At 59.5% G+C, this 20,762-nt stretch carries 21 protein-coding genes and 3 tRNA genes; 7 read left to right on the forward strand and 17 right to left on the reverse strand.

The window, feature by feature from the left end; all coding sequences use genetic code 11:
- Positions 1–224: 224 nt before the first annotated feature.
- The 3 genes from HU806_RS02605 to HU806_RS02615 all read right to left on the reverse strand — a co-directional run bounded on the left by HU806_RS02605 (position 225) and on the right by HU806_RS02615 (position 561).
- Positions 225–309: transfer RNA gene (locus HU806_RS02605), tRNA-Leu, on the reverse strand.
- Positions 310–367: 58 nt separating this feature from the next.
- Positions 368–443: transfer RNA gene (locus HU806_RS02610), tRNA-His, on the reverse strand.
- A gap of 41 nt (positions 444–484) precedes the next feature.
- Positions 485–561: transfer RNA gene (locus tag HU806_RS02615), tRNA-Arg, on the reverse strand.
- Positions 562–842: 281 nt separating this feature from the next.
- On the opposite strand from HU806_RS02615, the gene folD reads away from it, so the two are divergent.
- Together folD and pbpG are read left to right on the forward strand one after the other, a co-directional pair.
- Positions 843–1,697 carry a bifunctional methylenetetrahydrofolate dehydrogenase/methenyltetrahydrofolate cyclohydrolase FolD gene (gene folD / locus HU806_RS02620; RefSeq protein WP_186609762.1) on the forward strand — a complete coding sequence of 285 codons (855 nt, stop codon included), beginning with the start codon at positions 843–845 and terminating at the stop codon, positions 1,695–1,697.
- A gap of 272 nt (positions 1,698–1,969) precedes the next feature.
- On the forward strand, positions 1,970–2,908 hold the full coding sequence (gene pbpG / locus HU806_RS02625) for a D-alanyl-D-alanine endopeptidase (protein ID WP_186609763.1): 939 nt from the start codon (positions 1,970–1,972) through the stop codon (positions 2,906–2,908).
- A gap of 90 nt (positions 2,909–2,998) precedes the next feature.
- Here pbpG and HU806_RS02630 read toward each other — a convergent pair whose 3' ends face one another.
- Positions 2,999–3,208 (reverse strand): DUF6021 family protein, encoded by a 210-nt coding sequence (locus HU806_RS02630; RefSeq protein ID WP_186609764.1) that lies wholly within the window; start codon positions 3,206–3,208, stop codon positions 2,999–3,001.
- 99 nt (positions 3,209–3,307) lie between these two features.
- Positions 3,308–3,985: a peptidase C39 family protein gene (locus tag HU806_RS02635; RefSeq protein ID WP_186609765.1), complete on the reverse strand. Its 678-nt coding sequence runs from the start codon at positions 3,983–3,985 to the stop codon at positions 3,308–3,310.
- Between the two features lie 224 nt (positions 3,986–4,209).
- Between HU806_RS02635 and HU806_RS02640 the strand changes: the two genes are divergently transcribed.
- Entirely contained in the window at positions 4,210–4,374 is a 165-nt protein-coding gene (locus tag HU806_RS02640; RefSeq protein ID WP_186609766.1) for a hypothetical protein, read from the forward strand.
- A gap of 64 nt (positions 4,375–4,438) precedes the next feature.
- Here HU806_RS02640 and HU806_RS02645 read toward each other — a convergent pair whose 3' ends face one another.
- Positions 4,439–5,188: a TerC family protein gene (locus HU806_RS02645; RefSeq protein ID WP_186609767.1), complete on the reverse strand. Its 750-nt coding sequence runs from the start codon at positions 5,186–5,188 to the stop codon at positions 4,439–4,441.
- A 27-nt stretch (positions 5,189–5,215) separates the two neighbouring features.
- Positions 5,216–5,479, reverse strand: a complete 264-nt coding sequence (locus HU806_RS02650) for a hypothetical protein (RefSeq protein WP_186609768.1) — start codon at positions 5,477–5,479, stop codon at positions 5,216–5,218.
- 136 nt (positions 5,480–5,615) lie between these two features.
- On the opposite strand from HU806_RS02650, the gene nhaR reads away from it, so the two are divergent.
- Positions 5,616–6,512, forward strand: a complete 897-nt coding sequence (nhaR, locus tag HU806_RS02655) for a transcriptional activator NhaR (RefSeq protein WP_186609769.1) — start codon at positions 5,616–5,618, stop codon at positions 6,510–6,512.
- Here the strand turns inward: nhaR and HU806_RS02660 are convergent.
- Both HU806_RS02660 and HU806_RS02665 read right to left on the reverse strand, forming a co-directional pair.
- Entirely contained in the window at positions 6,509–7,669 is a 1,161-nt protein-coding gene (locus tag HU806_RS02660; RefSeq protein ID WP_186609770.1) for an MFS transporter, read from the reverse strand. The two genes, nhaR and HU806_RS02660, sit on opposite strands and share 4 nt — an antisense overlap.
- Positions 7,670–7,813: 144 nt before the next feature.
- Positions 7,814–7,951, reverse strand: coding sequence for a hypothetical protein (locus tag HU806_RS02665; RefSeq protein WP_186609771.1), 138 nt, complete (start codon positions 7,949–7,951; stop codon positions 7,814–7,816).
- Between HU806_RS02665 and sstT the strand changes: the two genes are divergently transcribed.
- Positions 7,950–9,182 carry a serine/threonine transporter SstT gene (gene sstT / locus HU806_RS02670; protein ID WP_186609772.1) on the forward strand — a complete coding sequence of 411 codons (1,233 nt, stop codon included), beginning with the start codon at positions 7,950–7,952 and terminating at the stop codon, positions 9,180–9,182. The two genes, HU806_RS02665 and sstT, sit on opposite strands and share 2 nt — an antisense overlap.
- Before the next feature lie 63 nt (positions 9,183–9,245).
- Here the strand turns inward: sstT and HU806_RS02675 are convergent, their stop codons facing one another.
- Positions 9,246–9,755 (reverse strand): DUF1993 domain-containing protein, encoded by a 510-nt coding sequence (locus HU806_RS02675; protein WP_186609773.1) that lies wholly within the window; start codon positions 9,753–9,755, stop codon positions 9,246–9,248.
- 129 nt (positions 9,756–9,884) lie between these two features.
- Between HU806_RS02675 and HU806_RS02680 the strand changes: the two genes are divergently transcribed.
- Entirely contained in the window at positions 9,885–10,532 is a 648-nt protein-coding gene (locus HU806_RS02680; RefSeq protein ID WP_186609774.1) for a YceH family protein, read from the forward strand.
- 6 nt (positions 10,533–10,538) lie between these two features.
- On the opposite strand, the gene HU806_RS02685 is transcribed toward HU806_RS02680, so the two are convergent.
- Positions 10,539–11,360: a shikimate 5-dehydrogenase gene (locus HU806_RS02685; protein ID WP_186609775.1), complete on the reverse strand. Its 822-nt coding sequence runs from the start codon at positions 11,358–11,360 to the stop codon at positions 10,539–10,541.
- 246 nt (positions 11,361–11,606) lie between these two features.
- On the opposite strand from HU806_RS02685, the gene HU806_RS02690 reads away from it, so the two are divergent.
- Positions 11,607–11,957: a hypothetical protein gene (locus HU806_RS02690; protein ID WP_186609776.1), complete on the forward strand. Its 351-nt coding sequence runs from the start codon at positions 11,607–11,609 to the stop codon at positions 11,955–11,957.
- Positions 11,958–12,039: 82 nt separating this feature from the next.
- Here the strand turns inward: HU806_RS02690 and HU806_RS02695 are convergent, their stop codons facing one another.
- The 6 genes from HU806_RS02695 to HU806_RS02720 all read right to left on the reverse strand — a co-directional run bounded on the left by HU806_RS02695 (position 12,040) and on the right by HU806_RS02720 (position 20,695).
- Entirely contained in the window at positions 12,040–13,560 is a 1,521-nt protein-coding gene (locus tag HU806_RS02695; RefSeq protein ID WP_186609777.1) for a nucleobase:cation symporter-2 family protein, read from the reverse strand.
- Positions 13,561–13,697: 137 nt separating this feature from the next.
- The gene (locus HU806_RS02700; RefSeq protein WP_186609778.1) at positions 13,698–14,519 is read right to left on the reverse strand and encodes an arylamine N-acetyltransferase family protein; all 822 of its coding nucleotides are present in this window, start codon (positions 14,517–14,519) and stop codon (positions 13,698–13,700) included.
- 111 nt (positions 14,520–14,630) lie between these two features.
- Positions 14,631–15,425, reverse strand: coding sequence for an exodeoxyribonuclease III (gene xth, locus HU806_RS02705; protein WP_186609779.1), 795 nt, complete (start codon positions 15,423–15,425; stop codon positions 14,631–14,633).
- A gap of 70 nt (positions 15,426–15,495) precedes the next feature.
- Entirely contained in the window at positions 15,496–18,072 is a 2,577-nt protein-coding gene (locus HU806_RS02710) for a bifunctional diguanylate cyclase/phosphodiesterase (RefSeq protein WP_186609780.1), read from the reverse strand.
- Between the two features lie 204 nt (positions 18,073–18,276).
- The gene (locus HU806_RS02715; protein WP_186609781.1) at positions 18,277–19,848 is read right to left on the reverse strand and encodes a sensor domain-containing diguanylate cyclase; all 1,572 of its coding nucleotides are present in this window, start codon (positions 19,846–19,848) and stop codon (positions 18,277–18,279) included.
- A gap of 187 nt (positions 19,849–20,035) precedes the next feature.
- Positions 20,036–20,695 carry a ribonuclease T2 family protein gene (locus HU806_RS02720; RefSeq protein ID WP_186609782.1) on the reverse strand — a complete coding sequence of 220 codons (660 nt, stop codon included), beginning with the start codon at positions 20,693–20,695 and terminating at the stop codon, positions 20,036–20,038.
- Positions 20,696–20,762 lie beyond the last annotated feature (67 nt).

The raw sequence follows: 20,762 nt of genomic DNA on the forward strand, positions 1-20,762 counted from the left end.
TTCTATATATAGAAGCACCGCCTCCTTTCTACCCCGGCATACGACTCGCGCCGGAAGCCCGACGGGAAGTCGAGCATCATCACGAAACACATTTTGCGACGAATCGCATGCTTCGCACTCGCGCCAGAACCAGGCCGAGGCGTATACACGATCCTTGAAAACAAAAACGGCGCAGCCCTTTTCAGGTTCTGCGCCGTTCTCTGCTAATTAAATAGCGACTTGTATGGTGCGGACGGAGAGACTCGAACTCTCACACCTTGCGGCGCTGGAACCTAAATCCAGTGTGTCTACCAATTCCACCACATCCGCGTATCAAGCTTTTAAAGCAAAGGCGCCAGACTATTAAATCTGGCGCCTTCCTAGAATATGGGGTGGACGATGGGGATCGAACCCACGACAACGGGAGTCACAATCCCGTGCTCTACCAACTGAGCTACGCCCACCATATTGCCTTGTAGCGTTACTTGTGCCAAAGCTGCCTAATTGGCGCACCCGGCAGGACTCGAACCTGCGACCATCCGCTTAGAAGGCGGATGCTCTATCCAGCTGAGCTACGGGCGCCTTTTTAATCTGTATTCTTGGACGATTACAAACTAAGTGCTTTCAGTTTCGCCGAATTGAAACAACCAACTCCGCTCGACCTTCTTAACCAGTGCTAGGCTGTGCCCGACAAGTGCGACGAATGTTATAGACGACCCGATAGGTCGTCAACTCTTTTTTAAAAAAAATTCATTTAATTAAAGGAGTTAGGGGAATTTGCAGACCAAGCGCCTTTGCCCTCACGCCTCGGCATGCGAGAATGCGTTCTCTTTTTTTCCCCTCTCGATGGTTAACCACGCGCAATGACTGCACAACTTATCGACGGCAAATCGATCGCCGCCAGCCTGCGCCAGCAGATCGCCCAACGAGTCACCGAGCGCCGCCAACAGGGCCTGCGCACGCCCGGCCTTGCGGTGATCCTGGTCGGCAGCGATCCCGCCTCTCAGGTTTATGTCTCGCACAAGCGTAAAGACTGTGAGGAGGTCGGCTTCCTTTCCCAGGCCTACGACCTGCCTTGCGAAACCACCCAGCAAGCGCTGGCCGAGTTGATCGACCGCCTCAATGACGATCCGAACATCGACGGCGTGCTGCTCCAGTTGCCCCTGCCCGAGCACCTCGATGCCTCGAAACTGCTGGAGCGTATCCGCCCGGACAAAGACGTCGACGGTTTCCATCCTTATAACGTCGGTCGCCTCGCCCAACGCATTCCATTGCTGCGCCCCTGCACGCCCAAGGGCATCATGACCTTGCTGGAAAGCACCGGCGTGGACCTTTACGGACTCGATGCCGTGGTGGTGGGCGCCTCCAACATCGTCGGCCGCCCGATGGCCATGGAGTTGCTGCTGGCCGGTTGCACCGTCACCGTGACCCATCGTTTCACCAAAGACCTGGCGGGGCACGTCGGCCGCGCCGACCTGGTGGTCGTCGCCGCCGGTAAGCCTGGCCTGGTCCGGGGCGAATGGATCAAGGAAGGCGCCATCGTCATCGACGTGGGCATCAATCGCCAGGACGATGGCAAGCTGGTGGGCGACGTGGTCTATGAGACCGCCCTGCCCCGCGCCGGCTGGATCACTCCGGTACCCGGTGGAGTGGGACCGATGACCCGCGCCTGCCTGTTGGAGAACACACTCTATGCAGCCGAGACGCTGCATAGCTGACAGACGGGACGATCAGCCCAATTCCGTGGAGCGAGCCTCTTCGCTCCGCGGTATCCCGATCGACGGATCCTGCTCCGCCAAGCAGCTGATTCTCTATCTCGCCAAATTTTTTCAGATTCGATTCGCCAGAATCGCCCTTCATTAAACTTTATTTATTCACGAGTCCCGGTGGCACAGGCATATAGCGCTGTCCTCGCCCATACTCATAAAATGCGGTGCTTTTTAACAAGCCGCTGTTCAACGGCATCTTCAACTCTATCGAGTCTACTCGCGTGAAAATTCGTCTTTCGGTCATTAGCCTGCTTCTCGTTTTCACAGGCATTCTCATCACGCAAAACGTCAGCGCGCAGGAAACCATTGCAGCTCCCCGAGACACCTCAAAATTGCAAGTCGCCTCAGGCAGCGCAATCCTCCTCGATCTACAGACAGATAAAGTCGTCTACTCGAGCAATCCGGACGTCGTGGTGCCGATTGCTTCGGTGACCAAATTGATGACTGGCCTGATTGTCCTGGACGCCAAGCAGAACCTGGACGAATACATCTCGATGACCATCGCCAACACGCCAGAAATGAAGGGCGTGTTCTCCCGAGTCAAGCTCAACAGTGAACTGTCACGCCGGGACGTGCTGCTGATCGCACTGATGTCCTCGGAAAACCGCGCCGCCGCCAGTCTCGCCCATCACTATCCCGGCGGTTACGCGGCGTTCATTGCGGCGATGAACGCCAAGGCCAAGGCGCTGGGCATGACCAGCACCCACTATGTCGAGCCCACCGGCCTGTCTACCCAAAACGTATCGACCGCCCGTGACCTGACGAAACTGTTGATCGCTGCGCGCAAATACCCGTTGCTGAGCGAATTGAGCACCACCAAGGAAAAGACCGTAACGTTCCGCAAGCCGGTCTACAGCCTCGGCTTTCGCAACACTGATCACCTGGTCCACAAGGCCAACTGGGACATTCAACTGACCAAGACCGGCTTCACCAACCAGGCCGGTCATTGCCTGGTACTGGTCACGAAAATGGGTAATCGTCCGATGGCATTGGTCATTCTCGACGCCTTCGGCAAATACACCCATTTTGCCGATGCAAGCCGCATCCGCAGTTGGGTCGAGACAGGCAAGAGCGCCAGCGTCCCGGCCGTGGCCCTTCAATACAAAGCCGCGAAGAATCTCAAGAGCCGCCAAAGCGGTGTGGTTGAAGCATCCAAGTAGCGTGGCGCAACAATCCTATAGCCTCAGAGAAATAGCCCCGAGCAAATAGCCCTGAATGAAAATAGCCCCGACGTGTCGGGGCTATTTTATTCAGGGCTTGAGATCTCCCAAAGGATCGTAAGGCCTGGAAGAGGGTGCATCCTGCGAGTCCTTCTCGTCATCCCGGGGCGCCTTCGCCGGGCCTATCGGATCGACCTGTGGATCGTCGAGATCCGGCGAGTCCGGATCGAAACCCAAATCATCATTACTAGACGAATGCTCGGACGAATGGGGCCCCGAAGGTGTTTTCGACTGTGCCATAGCTGCCTCCTTGAATCATGGCCCGGAGTTTCCAGGCCCTGACGATAAGAACCCGAGGCATGCCAGGTTGTGCCCGAGAGGTGACGAACGGGGATCGCATCAGCGTGCAGCGTCCAAAGCCTTGGTCGCCCGCGCCGCTGCTTGCTCCTGCCCTGCCCCGGCCAATTGCTCGGCGGCTTGTAACCAGCGTTGCGAATCAACATTGGCAGGAAGTTGCGTAGGCTTCTGGATCAGTACTGCCCAGCCCCCAGCACCTTTAAAAGCCGACTCGAATGCATCGAAACTCATCAACGAGCGCCGATTCATTCCAGAGCGCAGCAACACCGTGTGTTTCTGCCGGTTATAACCCGCGAGGATCGCGTAGCGCGGCTCGGACCAGAACGCCGAACCCTTGGTGTAGCGCAGCAATACCGGATAGCCCGCCGCCACCTGTTCGAGCAATGCGGCAAGTTCACCATCGAGGGGGTACACCACCAGCCCGTATTCACGCGCCAGGGTTTGCAGGTTCTGCTGCAAACGAGCCTCGCCACCGGGCAGGTGCAAAGGTTTCTCCAGCAGCCCGGGCGTGATTACCGTTCCTTGCAAGGTCAACAGAGCCGCCATCGATTGCGGCGCACCCTGGTGCATTTCACCGCGAAAGAACGGCACGCTGTTGAGCTCCACCCGCTCGGGCAGGCGCTTGATCTGCGGCGACACGCTGCCGGCGCACCCCGCCAGGGCGGCGAGGCAGGACACCGCCAATACCAGTGATCGAAAAGATGAAATTACTGGCGACATGATGACTCTCTTGTTCAGGCAGACCCGGCATTCGAGCCGGGCGTGGGCCGACGATCATAAGGCGCGCATCGGCCCGGGTATAGCCATAAGCAACAGTTTCACAACCGCGATAGAACGAACCGATCCGTCGGCGCGCACCACGGATCGACTGCTCGTAACACTTGAGCGACTAGACTGTCCATGTAGAGAGTGTATTGCCCGCTTCCGGGCAGAAGGAGGCGCAGATGAGCCTGATGATGACTGTTCTGATGCTGATATTCGGCTGGCTGAGCGTAGCGGCGGCCATGTTGTGGGGCGTGCTGCGGATCGCCCGGCGCCACCACCCCGCGCCGCAGCCACAAGCGCAACAGAACCCGAAAACCGCCGGCCGCCACGCCACCGCGCACTGACCTTTACGTCATCCATGAAAAAGCCGCCCGGGACCTTCGACCCGGGCGGCTTTTATCTATCTGGCTAGGCTTTTTCGGCGACTGCCTTTTCCCTGGCCCGACGAGACAGCATGTTCAACACCTCGATCGCTGCCGAGAAGGCCATGGCCGCGTAGATGTAGCCCTTGGGCACATGGGCACCGAAGCCTTCGGCAATCAGCGTCATGCCGATCATGATCAAGAAGCCCAGGGCAAGCATCACCACGGTAGGGTTGTCGTTGATGAATTTCGCCAATGGCTCGGCGGCCAGCAGCATCACCAGGACCGAAACCACCACGGCAATGATCATGATCGGCAAATGTTCGGTCATACCCACCGCCGTGATGATGCTGTCGATGGAGAACACCAGGTCGAGCATCAGGATCTGACCGATCGCGGCGGCAAACCCAAGGGTCACGCCGGACGTAGCGGATTTCGGATCATTCGGCGCCGGATCCATGCTGTGGTGGATCTCAGTGGTGGCCTTCCACAGCAGGAACAGGCCGCCCGCGATCAGGATCATATCCTTCCAGGAAAATGCCTGGCCGAGGATCTCGATGACAGGTTCGGTCAACTGCACGATGAAGGCGATGGTGCTCAACAAGCCCAGGCGCAGGATCAACGCCATGCCGATACCGATCCGCCGAGCCTTGGCCCGATGTTGTTCGGGCAGCTTGTTGGTCAGAATCGAAATGAAGATCAGGTTATCGATGCCGAGCACGATTTCCATGACGACTAGGGTTGCCAAGGCAATCCAGGCGGTTGGGCTGGCGGCGAGCTGTAACAGATAATCCATGGTTCAGTCCTGACTCGATAAGACGGGTTAAAGGGTTTGGGTGGAAGGTTTGGCTGCTTCAGCGTCGTCCTCGGGTTCTTCCTTGGGGCTGATCAACCCACCGGAGAGCTCGCTGATGGCTTGTTCGGCAGCCTTGTGAGTATCGTCGATGGCCTGCTTGGCCGTTTCAACCGCTTGTTCCTTCAACTGCTCCGCCAAGTGCTGGGCGCTTTTTTCGGCTTGTTCGCAGCCCACGAGCGCCAGCGACGACAACGATAGCAAGGCCGCTAGGCCCAAGGATTTGTACGTCATGCAGACTGTGCCTCTCAGAGAATAGACGGAGCCGAAGATGGCTCACCGATGGCCCGGCATTCTAGAGAGGCAAACACTTCAGGAAAATTCGTATTTTTAGCGGTTATACTTCGGTTTTTACGAACTGGCGCGCCGCATGCTCAATTATCGACAGCTTCATTATTTCTGGGTCGTGGCAAAAACCGGCAGCATCGTGCGTGCCTGCGAGCAATTGAACCTGACCCCACAAACCATCAGCGGGCAGATTTCCCTGTTCGAACAGACATACAACATCAAGTTGTTCCAACGGGTCGGGCGCCAGCTGGAACTGACCGAAGCCGGCCGCCAGACGTTGCCCTACGCCGAACACATGTTCCAGCTGGGCGGCGAACTGGAGTTGATGCTGCGGGCCCAGCCCAACGAGCAGCAAACGTTGTTTCGGGTCGGGGTGGCGGATGTGGTGCCCAAGTCCATCGTCTACCGGCTATTGGCGCCAACCATGGAGCTGAGCGACCCACTGCGTATCACCTGCCGCGAAGACAAGCTCGAGCGGCTACTGGCAGACCTGGCGATTCAACGCCTGGACCTGGTGATTTCAGACAGCCCGATGCCGACGCACCTGGACATCAAGGGCTTCAGCCAGAAACTGGGGGAATGCGGGATCAGCTTTTTCGCCACTGCAGCATTGGCCGAGCGCCATGGGCAGGATTTTCCCCACAGCTTGCATGACGCCCCGCTGCTGATTCCCGGGCCGGAGACGGTGGTGCGCAGCCGCCTGCAACGTTGGTTCGCCGAGCAACAGATCCAGCCGCGTATCGTCGGCGAGTTTGACGACAGCGCGCTGATGCAGGCGTTTGGTCAGTCAGGCAGCGGGATTTTCATCGGCCCCAGCGTGATTGCCGAAGAGGTGAAGCGGCAGTACGGCGTGCAAGTCATCGGCCAGACCGATGCGGTGAGCGAGTCGTTCTACGCAATTTCCGTGGAGCGCAAGGTCAGCCATCCGGGCATCGTCGCGATCACCGAAGGGGCACGCCGCGAGTTGTTCAGTGCCTAGCACTGCGCGCAACTGACGCGAGGTCTGAACGTCATCAGCCATAACGTCAGCAGGATCGACACCAGGATGAACCCGGCCGCGGCGAAACCGACGTTGCCCAACCCCAGGGTATCGATCACCCGGCCACCGACCATCGCGCCCAGGCCAATTCCCAGGTTGGCGCCGGCGATGTTCAGCGACGCGGCGAACGCCGGCGCCTCAGGCGCAGCCTTCATCAACCGGACGTGGCTGACCAGGAACAACGCCGCCTGGGTCACGCCCCAAATGCCCAGCGCGGCGGCCAGCCCGAGGGTCGAATGAATACTCGGCACCAGCGCAACCATACCGCCGATCATGAACAGGCAGAACACCATCGAAGCGATCAACGGATGCCGGTCCACCGCGCGGCCTCCCAAAGAATTGCCCAGCAGGCCCACGGCCCCAAAGCCCATCAGGCACCAGCCTACGAGCGTGCCGTTAAAGCCGGCCAGCCGTTCGAGAATATCCGCCAGGTAGGTATAGGCGGTGAACATGCCGCTGAACACCAGGACCGACAACAGCACATGCCCCTGCATCAAAGGGCTGCGCAGGATTTTGAGCTGCGAGCGAAAGCTCACTTGATGCTGATGCAGGTTGGTTTTTGGCAGATAGATAAACAACAGCAACGCCTTGGCAAACGCGATAACGGCCAGAATCGCAAAAGCGCTGCGCCAGCCAAACGCATCGGCGATCAGCGTACCCACCGGAATGCCGAATACCGTGGCACAGACGATGCCGAATCCGATCCGGGCAATCGCGCGTCCGGCGAACTGCGGTCCGACAATGTCGACCGCCGTTTCGCTGGCCAACGCCCAGAATACCGGCAGGCCCAGCGCCGGGATCAGCCGGGCAACAGCCATGACCCAGATGTTGGGTGCCAGCGCCGCGAGGGTATTGGCCAGGCCGAACATCACCAGCACGCTGATAAACAATTTGCGCCGTTCGACACGGGCGAACCAGGCCGTCAGGAAAGGCCCGAACGCCGCAACGGTAAACGCGAACAAGGTCACCAGCAGCCCCGCCTGGGGGATGCTGACGTGCAGGTCACGGGCGATGGACGGCAGCAGGCCGACGATGATGAATTCCGTGGTCAACACCGTGAAACCAGCGGCGGACAACAGAAAGATTGGCAACAGCATGCAAGACTCCAACAAAACGACGACACCAGCGCTAGCCCAATGGCCCGCTGGAGAAATTGAAAATTGAGAAGGGCAAAGCCTAACAGAATGCCTCCGTCAGAAAAATCCGCTCAAACAAGCAGGTGACGGATCGTCACAGGTCCGTCAGATTTTTCGTTGGGCTGTGATAAAGTCCGCGGCCTGCAAACGCTCTACTTTCTTTTCGGTCCCGCTCATGTGGCCTGCCCGCTTGTTGCCCTGTTTGGCTGACCGTTGCACATAAAAAATCAGAGATACCGTCATGACAGCTGTCTCCCCTTCTCTTCTGCACCGCCTCAAACACACCAGCCTGGTCACGCAAATTATCATCGGCCTGATCGCCGGTATCTTGCTGGCGTGGCTGGCACCGGAGCTGGCAAAGTCCACCGCGTTCATCGGCAAGGTCTTCGTCTCCGCGCTCAAGGCTGTTGCGCCGATCCTGGTATTCGTACTGGTCATGGCCTCGATCGCCAACCATAAGCACGGCCAGGAAACCCACATCCGGCCCATCCTTTTCCTGTATCTGCTGGGTACCTTCGCCGCCGCGGTGGTCGCGGTCGTTGCCAGCACGTTATTTCCGTCGAGCCTGGTGCTGAGCACTTCCGACGTCGCCGTCACCGCGCCCGGCGGCATCAGCGAAGTGCTGCAAAGCCTGTTGCTCAGTGTGGTGGACAACCCCGTCCGGGCGCTGATGGATGGCAACTTCATCGGCATCCTGGCCTGGGCCATCGGCATGGGCGTCGCCATCCGCCACGCCGGCCAAACCACGCGCACCGTATTGGATGACCTGTCTAACGGCGTGACCGTCATCGTGCGCCTGGTCATCCGCTTCGCGCCGCTGGGGATCTTCGGGCTGGTGGCGTCGACCCTGGCCACTTCCGGCTTTGGCGCGCTGCTCGGTTACCTGCACCTGTTGACAGTGCTGATCGGCTGCATGCTGTTCGTGGCACTGGTGGTCAACCCGCTGATTGTGTTGTGGAAGCTGCGTCGCAACCCATACCCGCTGGTGTTCACCTGCTTGCGCGAGAGCGGCATCACTGCGTTCTTCACCCGCAGCTCGGCGGCAAACATTCCGGTGAACCTGGAACTGAGCAAACGCCTCGGCTTGCACGAAGACACCTATTCGGTCTCGATCCCGCTGGGCGCGACCATCAACATGGCCGGCGCCGCCATCACCATCACAGTGCTGACGCTGGCGGCCGTGCATACCCTGGGTATCGCGGTGGATTTGCCCACGGCAGTGCTGCTGAGTGTTGTCGCCGCCATTTGCGCCTGCGGTGCGTCCGGTGTCGCCGGCGGTTCGCTGCTGCTCATTCCGCTGGCATGCAGCCTGTTTGGCATCCCCAGCGAAATCGCCATGCAAGTGGTCGCCGTGGGGTTCATCATCGGTGTCCTGCAGGACTCGGCGGAAACCGCGCTGAACTCGTCGACGGATGTGTTGTTCACCGCGGCGGCTTGCCTGGGTGAGGAAGAACGGTCGCAGCGTACTGCCTGACAGACAGATATGAAAAAGCCCGGAACGGCTCACACCGTTCCGGGCTTTTTCATGCTTGCGGGTTTAGAACGCGCCCATGTAATCGCGCTTGCCTACTTCTACGCCGTTGTGACGCAATAGCGCGTAGGTAGTGGTGACATGGAAGAAGAATTGCGGCAGACCGTAGGTCAACAGGTAGGTTTGACCACTGAAGCGCTTCTCCTTCGGCGTACCCGGACGGGTGACGATTTCGATGCCTTCCTTGCCGTCGATCTGCTCGGGTTTGATGCCATCGATGAACGCCAGCACCTTGGCGATCAACGCTTGCAGCTCAGCGAAAGTAGTCTCGCTGTCGTCATATTTCGGCACTTCAATCTCGGCCAGTCGGGCGGACACGCCTTTGGCGAAATCCACGGCGATCTGCACCTGGCGCACCAACGGAAACATGTCCGGGAACAGGCGCGCTTGCAGGAAAGCGTTCGGGTCGATGCTTTTTGAGGTGGCGTGGGCTTCGGCCTTGTTCAGGACATCGCTCAGGGCATTGAGCATCTGCTTGAAAACCGGGACGGATGCGGCGTACAGGGAAATAGTCATGGTGGTCTCATGCGGTGGTGAAAAAGAGATGAATCGAACGTGGGCGATTATAGCCGCGGCTTGTTACGCACCTTGTCTTTTATTGCGCAAGGATTAGGCTAGCGTCCTCCACAGCATAGGGAACGCGCGATGAGCATCGAAGAACAAAGCCAGGCCGAAGAACCACGGCTCAATAGCACGGAAATCCGCATTCTCGGCGCATTGATCGAAAAGCAGGCGACCAATCCCGAAACATATCCCCTCACGCTCAACGCGCTGGTGCTCGCCTGTAACCAGAAAACCAGTCGTGAACCAGTGACCAACCTCAATCCGGGCCAGGTTGGCCAAAGCCTGCGGGCATTGGAAGGTCGAGGCTTCACCCGACTGGTGATGGGCAGCCGCGCCGACCGCTGGGAACACCGGGTCGACAAAGCGCTGGAGCTGGTGCCGGCCCAGGTGGTCCTGATGGGATTGCTGTTCTTGCGCGGCCCGCAAACGGTCAATGAGCTGCTGACCCGCAGCGGCCGCATGCATGACTTCGAAGATGCCGAGCAGGTCGTGCATCAGCTTGAGCGGCTGATTGCCCGGGGCTTGGCGCTGCTGGTGCCACGCCAGGCCGGCCAGCGCGAAGATCGTTATGTGCATGCGATGGGCGACCCGGCGGACATCGAGGCCATCCTCGCCGCCCGCCACCAACCGACAGAACGCACCATCGGCAGCGGCGTATCGCTGGAGCGCATCGAAGAACTTGAAGCGCGGATCGCCGCATTGGAAGAACGCCTGGCACGACTGGAATAACGCGGCCTACACGGACCGGGCGAAGGCCACGGCTTTTTCGAACTGTTCCAGATTGGGCCGCACGCCGGTGTACAGCACGAACTGCTCCAACGCCTGGATCGCGATGACTTCCAGCCCGGTGATCACTCGCTTGCCCTCCGTCCGGGCCTGCACGATCAGCGGCGTTTCCGACGGGATCGCCACTACATCGAACACGGTTTCAGCCGCGGCGATCGCGGCGCGGTCGAACGCCAGGTGATCCGCTTCCGGGCCGCCGGTCATGCCGATTGGCGTTACGTTGATCAGCATCTGCGGGCGTCGGTCAGCCAGTCCAGCCTGCCAGTCGTAACCCAGCGAATCGGCAAGGGCTCGGCCAGTCGTTTCGTTGCGAGCGACGATCAACCCGTTCTTGTAGCCCCCGTCGCGCAAGGCGCTGGCGACGGCCTTGGCCATGCCGCCGCTGCCGCGCAGCGCAAAGGTCGAATCCTTGGACACGGCATGACTTTGCAGCAACTGAGCGATGGCGATGTAGTCGGTGTTGTAGGCCTTCAAGTGCCCGTTGGTATTGACAATGGTATTGATGGACTGGATCGCTGCGGCGGAAGGGTCCAATTCGTCGACCAAGGCAATGCACGCCTCCTTGAACGGCATCGATACGCCGCAGCCACGAATGCCCAAGGCACGAATCCCGCGCACGGCACCAGGCAGGTCCTGGCTGCTGAAGGCCTTGTAATAGAAATTAAGCCCCAGTTGTTCGTACAGATGATTGTGAAAGCGCAGGCCAAAATTGCCTGGGCGCCCCGATAGCGACATGCACAATTGCGTGTCTTTGTTGGGATTGATCTGCATGCTCGTCTCCTTGATGCCACTTTCGGACAGGCGGGATCACCGTCCCGACAGTTTATTTCGATGATCAGACACCGGGCGCAGCGCGGCGACTCGGCAATTTGTAAAAAAAACCGCCACAGACCTTACACAACATTTACCCAACGGCGCTGCAAATCCTGGGAAAATCGCGGTCATAGCAAGTATCCCCGCGCCCCTACTTGGGTCTGTTGCAGACCACAGGCGCCGGGGCCGGAACGAGGAATCGCCATGAAACGCAAACTCCCCATCATCGCCCTGCTTGTGGGGGCTCTCGCGGTCACCGGCCAGGCATCCGCCCATGGTCGCGGTGGTTGGGAGGGGCCTGCAGTGTTCGGCGCCATCGTCGGCTCGGCCATCGTTGGTTCGGCGCTGATCAGCCGTGACCGGCCGGTGTACGTCCAGCAACCGGTTTACGTGCAGCCGCAGCCGGTCTATGTGCAACAGCCGCCACCGGTCTATTACCAGCCGCAACCGGTGTACGTGGAACAGCCGATCTACTACCGCCCGGCACCGGTGTATTACGGACCGCCACGGGGCTATTACTACGGTCCACCACGTGGCCACTACGGTCGCTGGTAATCACCGTTTAAGCGAAACAAAAAAGCAGCCGGCGATCAGTGATCACCGGCTGCTTTTTTTTGGGCTGACATCTGTTACGAGGTCAGACGTGCTCGCTGCTTTTAAGCCGCACCGAGCCGTGCTCTGGCTCCAGCTGTTCAGGCACCGCTACCACCGGAATCTCGTTGCCGTCGCAGTCGTGCAGCTTGCCGTCACTGAAGTAATCCCCTTCGCGCAGCGCCGCCAGGTCCTGGTAACGCAACACCCGCTCGGTACCGGCGGCGAAGACGGACTGCTGGTCGGAGTTGCCGGTGGTGAAGTGATTGAACGCCAGGTTCAGGATGATCGCCATGATCGCCGAGGAGCTTATGCCCGAGTGGAAGATCGTCGCGAACCAACTGGGGAAATGATCGTAGAAGTTCGGGGCAGCGATGGGAATCATGCCAAAACCGATGGATGTGGCAACGATGATCAGGTTGACGTTGTTGCGGTAATCAACCTTCGACAGGGTCCGGATGCCGCTGGCGGCCACGGTGCCGAACAGCACGATTCCGGCGCCACCGAGCACCGAGGTGGGCACTGCGGCGATCACCCGCCCCATGAACGGCAACAGGCCGAGCACGACCAGGAACACCCCGCCAGTTGCCACCACGAAACGGCTCTTGATCCCAGTCACCGCCACCAGGCCGACGTTCTGGGCAAACGCGCTTTGGGTGAAGGAACCAAAGATCGGCGCAATCATGCTCGACAGCATGTCCGCCCGCAGACCGTTGCCCAGCCGTCGGGAGTCGACCTTGGTGTCGATGATCTCACCCACTGCCAGGATATCGGCGGAGGTTTCCACCAACGTCACCATGATCACAATGCACATCGACAGGATCGCGGCGATGTGAAAGGTCGGCATCCCAAAATGAAACGGCGTCGGGAAGCCGAACATCGGGCCTTCGCCGACGGAGGAAAAATCCGCCATGCCGAGGAACACAGCGATGACCGTACCGATGACCATCGCCAGCAGAATCGACAGCCGCGAGATGGTCGCGCTGCCCATTTTGCTCAGCAACAACACCAACACCAGGGTCACCGCAGCCAGGCCGATGTTTGCCATGCTGCCAAAATCGGGCGCATGGCTGTTGCCGCCCATTGCCCAGCGCGCCGCCACCGGCATCAGCGTCAGGCCGATGGTGGTGATGACGATGCCGGTGACCAATGGCGGGAAGAATCGGGTGATCCGCGAAAACACCGGTGTAATCAGCAGGCCGATCAGGGATGCGGCGATCACGGCGCCGAGGATGGCCTGGAAGCCCCCTTCTCCACCGGTGCCGACGATCGCGACCATGGTGGCGACGCCCGAAAACGAGACGCCTTGTACCAGCGGTAGCTGACAGCCAAAAAACGGCACGCCGAGCGTCTGCAACAAAGTTGCCAGCCCCCCTGCGAACAACGACGCGGCGATCAGTAGACCGATGTCCGACGGTGACAACCCCGCCGCTTGGCCAATGATCAAGGGCACCGCGACGATTCCACCATACATGGTCAACACATGTTGCAGGCCGTAAGCCATATTCGCGCCGGCACCGAGATTTTCGTCCTCGGGCCGTGGGAGTGAAGCATGGGGCGTTTTCATGGTTCGGGGGTTCCCTGTTTTTTGTTATGGGCACACTGTATTCAAAACTCGCGACAAATGTCTATAGAGTTGTATACAACTTGTTACCCGTACATCGTCTACAGGGTTGCAATTGCCGAACCAGAAAGTTCAGCTTTTTATACCAGAAGCCGCTGCACCGCTGGCCGCAGCTCCTCTCGGGGCGGCACCCTCAAACCAAACTGGTTTTCCAGCAGGTCGATCAGTTCGTCGGCATCGTTAATGGTGCGTCGTTCGCTGTCGTGTCCAATCCGGTGCACGGCGTAGCTGTTGCCATTGAGGGTCTTGCGCAGCCCTTCCCCAGTACGAGCGACCATCAACCGGCCCATGAAGGGTGATTCCGGGTGGGAGCAGACGTACCAATTGCCGACGGTATAGTCGATTTCCTCCTGGCGTTGCAGGTCGAACAGATACATCGGCCGCCATTCATCGGCGACCTGGGCCCTCAGCAGATAGCCGTCTTGATTGGCCTCGATGCGGTACGGCTCGTGGGGCGTCGGTTGAACGTCGCGACTGTCCAGCAACAGCGGCGCGGTGGGCACCATGCCGCCAAAGCCGACATCGGTGATATAGCGCACGTCGTCAAGCGTCACCAGGCTCAGCCGATGAGTACGCGCGGTCCAGGCGCCCTCGGGCGCGTTCATGACGACCCGTCCGGTGATGCCGCGGGCGCTGAAGCCGAGCACCTGCAAAAGCGCGAGGAACAACTGATTGAGCTCATAGCAATAACCACCGCGCCCCTGCTCGAACACCTTTCGTTCGACCGATTCGAGGTCGATGGGCACCGGCTGACGCAGCAGCGATGAGAGGGTCTCGAAAGGAAACTCGGCCGTATGACGCTGTTGAAGCACACGTAACGTATGGAGGGTTGGCGGCGGGGCCGTATCGAAGCCCAGTCGGCGCAAATAACGGCCGGTATCGTTCAGTCGCGACTCGCTCATGGGGATGGTCCTTTCCTGTCAGGTGCAGGGCCAGCGGTAAGCTGGCGGCAGTGCGCAGGTATAAGGCATTTCCCTCTTGCGGACAATCTGCGGCGACCGCCCCTTCTACGTTTAAGGCCGCTTTCGCGAAGACAACCGGATCCAAGTGGGCGCATGGTCGCTGGGATGAGGTTGGTTCCTGACCCAAGCGTCCACGCCCGCCTCGCTCAGGTAAGCGCTGGCCGCCGGGTTGAGCAGCAAATGATCGATGCGCAGCCCGGAATTCTTCTGCCAATGCTGACGGAAATAATCCCAGAAGGTGTAGATGCGCTCGTCCGGGTAGAGGTGACGCAACGAGTCCGTCCAGCCCTGGTCCAGCAAGCGTTGATAACATTCGCGGCTTTGCGGTTGCAACAGCGCATCCTTGAGCCAGGAACGCGGGTTGTAGATGTCCATGTCGGTGGGCACTACGTTGTAGTCTCCGGCCAGCACCACCGGATGATCGCTTGCCTGTAGCGCCTGCGCATAATCGATCAGCCGTTCGAACCAGGCCAATTTATAGTCGAACTTGGGGCCTGGCTGCGGGTTGCCGTTGGGCAGGTAAAGGCAGCCCACCAGGACACCGTGCACCGCCGCTTCCAGGTAGCGACTGTGACTGTCGTCGTCGCCACCCGGCAGGCCGCGCCGGCTCTCCAGCGGTTGCGCATCGCGCGCCAGGATCGCAACACCATTCCACGAAGCCTGGCCATGCCAGATCGATCCATACCCTACCGACTCCAGTTCCGCTGCCGGGAAATCCTTATCCGCCGCCTTGAGCTCCTGCAGGCAAACGACGTCGGGTTTCTCCCGTTCCAGCCATTCCAGCAGGTTAGGCAACCGGGCCCGGATGCCGTTGATATTGAAGGTTGCGATTCGCAGGTTCTTCATGGGCCAAAAACTCTGAATGCCAACACACTGGTTGTGACCGTGAGGAAGCCGCCCAGGTTGCAACCACTGTTCAGGAACCGGTTCGCGGTAACGACTGGCCGCTCTCGAGCAAGTTCGCAAATGCCTGTTTGTCGATGGGCCGACTGAGGAAGTATCCCTGGACTTCGTGGCATTCATCCGAGCCCAGCGACCCCAGTTGGGCCAGCGTTTCAACGCCTTCGGCAGTGACGGTCAGGCCCATCGCCTTGCCCAGGTTGATGATCGCCTGGACCACGGCCCGATCGTTGCTGCTGTTGCTCATGGAGGCGATGAAGCGCTTGTCGATCTTGATGCCATCGAATGGATAGGTACGCAAATAACCGAGGGATGAATAACCGGTGCCAAAGTCGTCCATGTTCAAGCGCACGCCCAACTCCTTGAGTGCATTCATGACTTGGAGCGCGCCATTCACATCGTTCAGCATGACGTTTTCGGTAATTTCCAGCTCCAGGCGACTCGCCGGAAAATGGGTTTCGATCAGTACCTGGCGGACATCCTCCACGACATCGCTGCGTTCGAATTGTGCTGGGGAAAGATTGACCGAAACCATCAACGCTCCCGGCCAGGTCAGCGCGGTCTGACAGGCCTCACGCAATACCCAGCGTGAAAGCGGGACAATCAGGTCGGTTTGTTCGGCCAGCGGGATAAACGCGTCGGGACCCAACAAGCCTTGGGTCGGATGCTGCCAGCGAACCAGTGCCTCGACCGCGACGATTTCGCTGCCATCGACTTTGTAGCGAGGCTGGAAATGCAGGATGAACTGGTTGTTCTTCACCGCCTGGCGCAGGTCACTTTCCAGCTGGCGTCGGTGTTGGATCTGGTCGTTCATGTGCGAGACAAAATAGCACCAGGTCTTCTTGCCCTCCGACTTCGCCTGGTACAGGGCGATGTCGGCGCAGCGGATCAACTCACTCGGCACATAGCCTTGGCGGCGGCTGACGGCAATGCCGATGCTGGCGCCGATGTGCAACGAATGGGTCTCGTAGTGGATCGGCTGTTGCAGGCTGTCGATCAATCGCGCGCAGAATCGATCAATTTCAGCGCTGTGCTCCACGCCACTGAGCACCACCACGAACTCATCGCCTCCCAGGCGCGCCACCAGGTCCTGCTCACGCGTGCTGTCGCGCAGGCGCTGGGCAACTTCCAGCAACACCGCATCGCCGGCCGGGTGGCCAAGCGAATCGTTGATCGGCTTGAAGTTGTCCAGATCCACCATCAGCAAAGCCAACGGCGCGGCATGCTCCTTGGCGACCAAGGCGTCGTCCAGGTGCCTCGCCAACTTGTTGCGGTTCGGCAGGCCGGTCAACGCATCGTGTAGCGACAGGTGCTGGACCTGGGCATGGGCGGCCACCTCGTCGGTGATGTCGCTGGCGGTGCCGCGATACCCCGTAACGGCCGCCTTGTCATAGATCGGCCGCGCCGAAACCCGACAGAATCGCAATTGCCCGGAATGATCGCGGTAGGAACAACGCAGGTTGCTGGCGTTCTGATCCTCCGCCAGTTTGCCTAGCCACAGCGCGATCGGCGTCGTATCGCAATACAACAGTTGTTCGATGTCCTGGCCCAGCCACTGCTGGTCGGAAAATCCCGTGACGGTATTAAAGCGACCCGACAGGTAGGTGATGTGCTGCTGGCTATCGATTTCCCAGATCCAGTCGGACGCGGCCTCGGCCACGGCGCGAAAGCGCTCTTCGCTGGCTTCAAGTGCTTGTTTCGACTTTTCAAGGCTGTCGTAGCTGGCGTCTACCTGTCGAGCCGTGCGCATGGCATAGCGAAAAAAGTAAGCCGTGAGCAATGCCAGGATCAGCAACGCCCCACCCAGTGGCGGCAGCAGGGACCAGAGCAACTGCCGGCCCGGCCGCTCCAGCCGCGACACCAGGCTATAACCCGTGCTATCCAGCGGCACGGCGGCCTGGCCGGGCCCCAACGCGGTGTCTTTGACGAGGGTCAACTCGGTAAGGCCGTAGCTCTTGCCCAGCTTGCGAAGTTTGGCGGGCGTCAATTGATCGACGAACAGCAACACCGACGTTCCTTCAGGCGCCACCCGGGGGCGTTCGTCATTGGGAAGAATCACCGAAGCCGTAACAACGGCCGGCCAGCCTTCGAACAAGGTGTAACGGATCGCGGATGTCGTCAGGTCAGCTTGCGCCTGGAGCTGATCCGTGAGGTCCGCCAGCGGCGCATCCATGTAGGCCGTTGCCTCTGCCCGGACATGCTGCCCTCGCACCACGGCGTATTTGGTGCGCTCACGGTCAATGACGAATACCCCCTCGTAGTCATCATTGGTGAATAGCGTCTTGCCCATGTTCTGTTCGGCATAGGCCCACTGCACGTCGACTTCACCGTTGAGGTGATCGTACGCCGTGGTCCAGTAGGCGTAGCTGGCGATGTAGTTTTTCGAGGCGGTGATGCGATTATCAAGGGCGCGTTCGATATAGAAATGGGTCTTGCGCACATCCTCCGTATCCAGCTTTTGCGCGATGTTGAACAGCGCGACAACGGCCACCAGAACCCCCAGGACAAACAATCCGCCGACGGCCACCACCAGGCGACGGGTAATCGGCGTGTGACGCTTGGCATCAGAGGGGGTAGCGGCAGTGGTGTCCATTGACGTGCTCCTGTCCTTGCGGCGCTGGCTTCGCCGTACAGCTTTATTTCATGAGCGGCGCTCGGCCCTGGTGTTTTCTTAACCTTAGCAGGCACCGCTGTGACAGATGACGAGCCCACGGAATTTGACGAAAGGGCCTACGCATCGCTTGCGCCACGGGTCGAACAATGGACCGTTCTGCGCGACTGATGATTCCAACGGATCTCAACGATCGGAGCGTTCCAAAGCATCGAGCACGCCTTCCCTGGACAAGGCCGCGACACAGTTGCGACCGCTGTGCTTGGCTTGATAGAGCGCCGCATCGGCGCGCTGGATAAACGCTTCGGTACTGTCCAGGCTGCTAGGCACGAAGGCATAACAGCCAAGGCTCACGGTCAGATAACCAGAGGGGGAAGCCGAATGGGTAATGTGCTTGTCGATCACACTGCGACGGATCTGCTCGGCCAATGCCATCGCACCCTGCAGGTTGGTGTCGGGCAGCAGCACAGCGAACTCCTCACCGCCGTAACGCACCGCCAGGTCGGCTTTGCGATGACAGCAATTCTTGAGCACGGTCGCTACTTCCGCCAGGCAGTGGTCCCCGGCAACGTGCCCGTAGGTATCGTTGTAGCGTTTGAAAAAATCGATGTCGAGCATGATCAGGCTCAACGGGCTGCGCTGACGGGCGCCTCGACCGAATTCGATGTCCAGGGCGCGCTCGAACAAGCGGCGGTTTGCCAGTCCGGTCAGGCTGTCATGGGTGGCGATCAGCTCCAGCGCCTCCTGGGCCTTGCGTAGATCGGCTTCAATTCGCTCGCTGTTACGCACCTGGCGCACGAATACCCAGCCGAACAGGCAGATGCCCAGCACGACCAGGCCCACGATGAGACTGGATTGGAACGCCCTGTCGTACCAGCCCGCGAGGATCGCTTCTTCAGACATCGCGGCGGTGACAACCAATGGATACGCGCGCAAATGCTGATGATCATAAAGCCTGATGACCCCATCGGCGGCGGAGCGGATCACGGCATTGCCGATGGCGGTCCCTTGCGTCTCATGCTGGAAGATCGCTTCCTGGGCCAGGGAACGGCCGATCTTGGCCTCATCGAAAGGCCGGCGAGCCAGCAAGGTTCCGTCGGCCAGCGCGAGGACCATCTCGCCTTCGTCATCGAGGCTGAAGCTTTTGAAGAACTGGTCGAAATAGGCCATTTTGACCCCGGCCATCAGCACGCCCTGGAAATTGCCGTCCGAATCGTTCAATCGCCGTGAAACGGGGATGATCCACTCACCATTCTGGCGACTGCGAATCGCCGGCCCGATATGCGCAAGCAGGGAAGCATTCTGTTGATGGAAAGCAAAATACTCGCGATCCGCGACCCCCGCTCCCCTGTGCAGATTGGCAAAGGAGGTGATGACCCAATGTCCGTCCTTATCAAACAGAAACAGCCCATGTAACTGCTCCAGCGACTGCACGCGCCGGGCAAACGTCTGTTGCAGACGCGGTTGTAACGCAGGGCCGAAACCGTCGATCTGCATCCAGTCTGCCAGGCTGGCGAGGACCAGGTCAGTCTGTTGGAACGTGTCCTGGGCCTGCTGGGCCATGGCCCGCGTCAGGTTGGCCGAGGCGACGCGGGCCGACGCCAGGTCGTAGCGACGGGACTGTTCCAATTGCAGGTAGAGCAAGCCACACAGGCACAGGCAGACAGCGGCGATAAACGCAACCGCTGCCTTGAGCAACGGCAGGCGCTTGAGAGCACCACCGGGAGCGTGGAACGGATCAAAAATGGGGATAGGCAAGCGAATTCCTGAAGAGGGCAATACATGAGCGAATCGCTCAAAGCCCCCAATATTCGTGAGCTTAGCCTGCCGCTTGTAAGGCGGCAATTAGCCATTGGAACGAAGCCGATGGGTGGCTGAATGGATCCAAAAACCCATCGTCGCTTCTGACGCCCGACCTTCTCTTGAAGGTGATGTATCGCTGGTTTCATCGCACCGGCGGAATCCGGATTTCCCCAGCGCGGCATTGTGTCTTGACGCCCTTGCCACACTCGGTGAACGCCAGGTCCTTGCTCATGCACACTCGCACTTCCGACAGTTGCGGCCCGCTGCAAATCACCGCGAAGCCGTTGGAGTCGATATCAGGATTGCTTTGGCGAAACAGCCGGGCAATCTCCTCAGCCTCAAGATAAGTAGAAGAGCTGAAGGGTTGCAATTGCGCGGGAATCTTTACCGTGCCGATGGCTTTGTCCGAAGCTTCCAGATAGCCCACGGCGCCGAGCCCGCTGCAAGTCCCGTGTTTGGACCATTCATGCTCCAACAGCTTGCGGGTCGTAAACAGCGTCAAGCCCTTCTCTCGCTCGGCCGCGGTCAAGGCCACCTTGGGCGAGCAGGATTGAGGCCAGCCGCCCTTGGCATATTGCGGCCAGAGGCCATGGAGGACAAAACCGTAGCCTTTGCCGGAACACTGCGTGTCGTTCTGGTGAGTGAGGCAAAAAGTCGGCGACCAGGACAGCGCCAGTACGTAATAGTCGAACACTCCCGCGATGGATGGTGCGCGAACTTGATGCGGCTCCCGAGCACTGGCCGCGCCGATGGAACCTAATATCATCGCAACCAGCATGACGACCGTAAAACATTGCTTCATCGACCCATTCCTTGGTGAATATCTCGAAAGACGGCAATGAGGACGGACCGGATTAATTTTGCGTCGG

This window comes from Pseudomonas sp. SWRI154, assembly GCF_014268645.1.
In the GTDB taxonomy this organism is placed as follows: Bacteria; Pseudomonadota; Gammaproteobacteria; order Pseudomonadales; family Pseudomonadaceae; genus Aquipseudomonas; species Aquipseudomonas marvdashtae.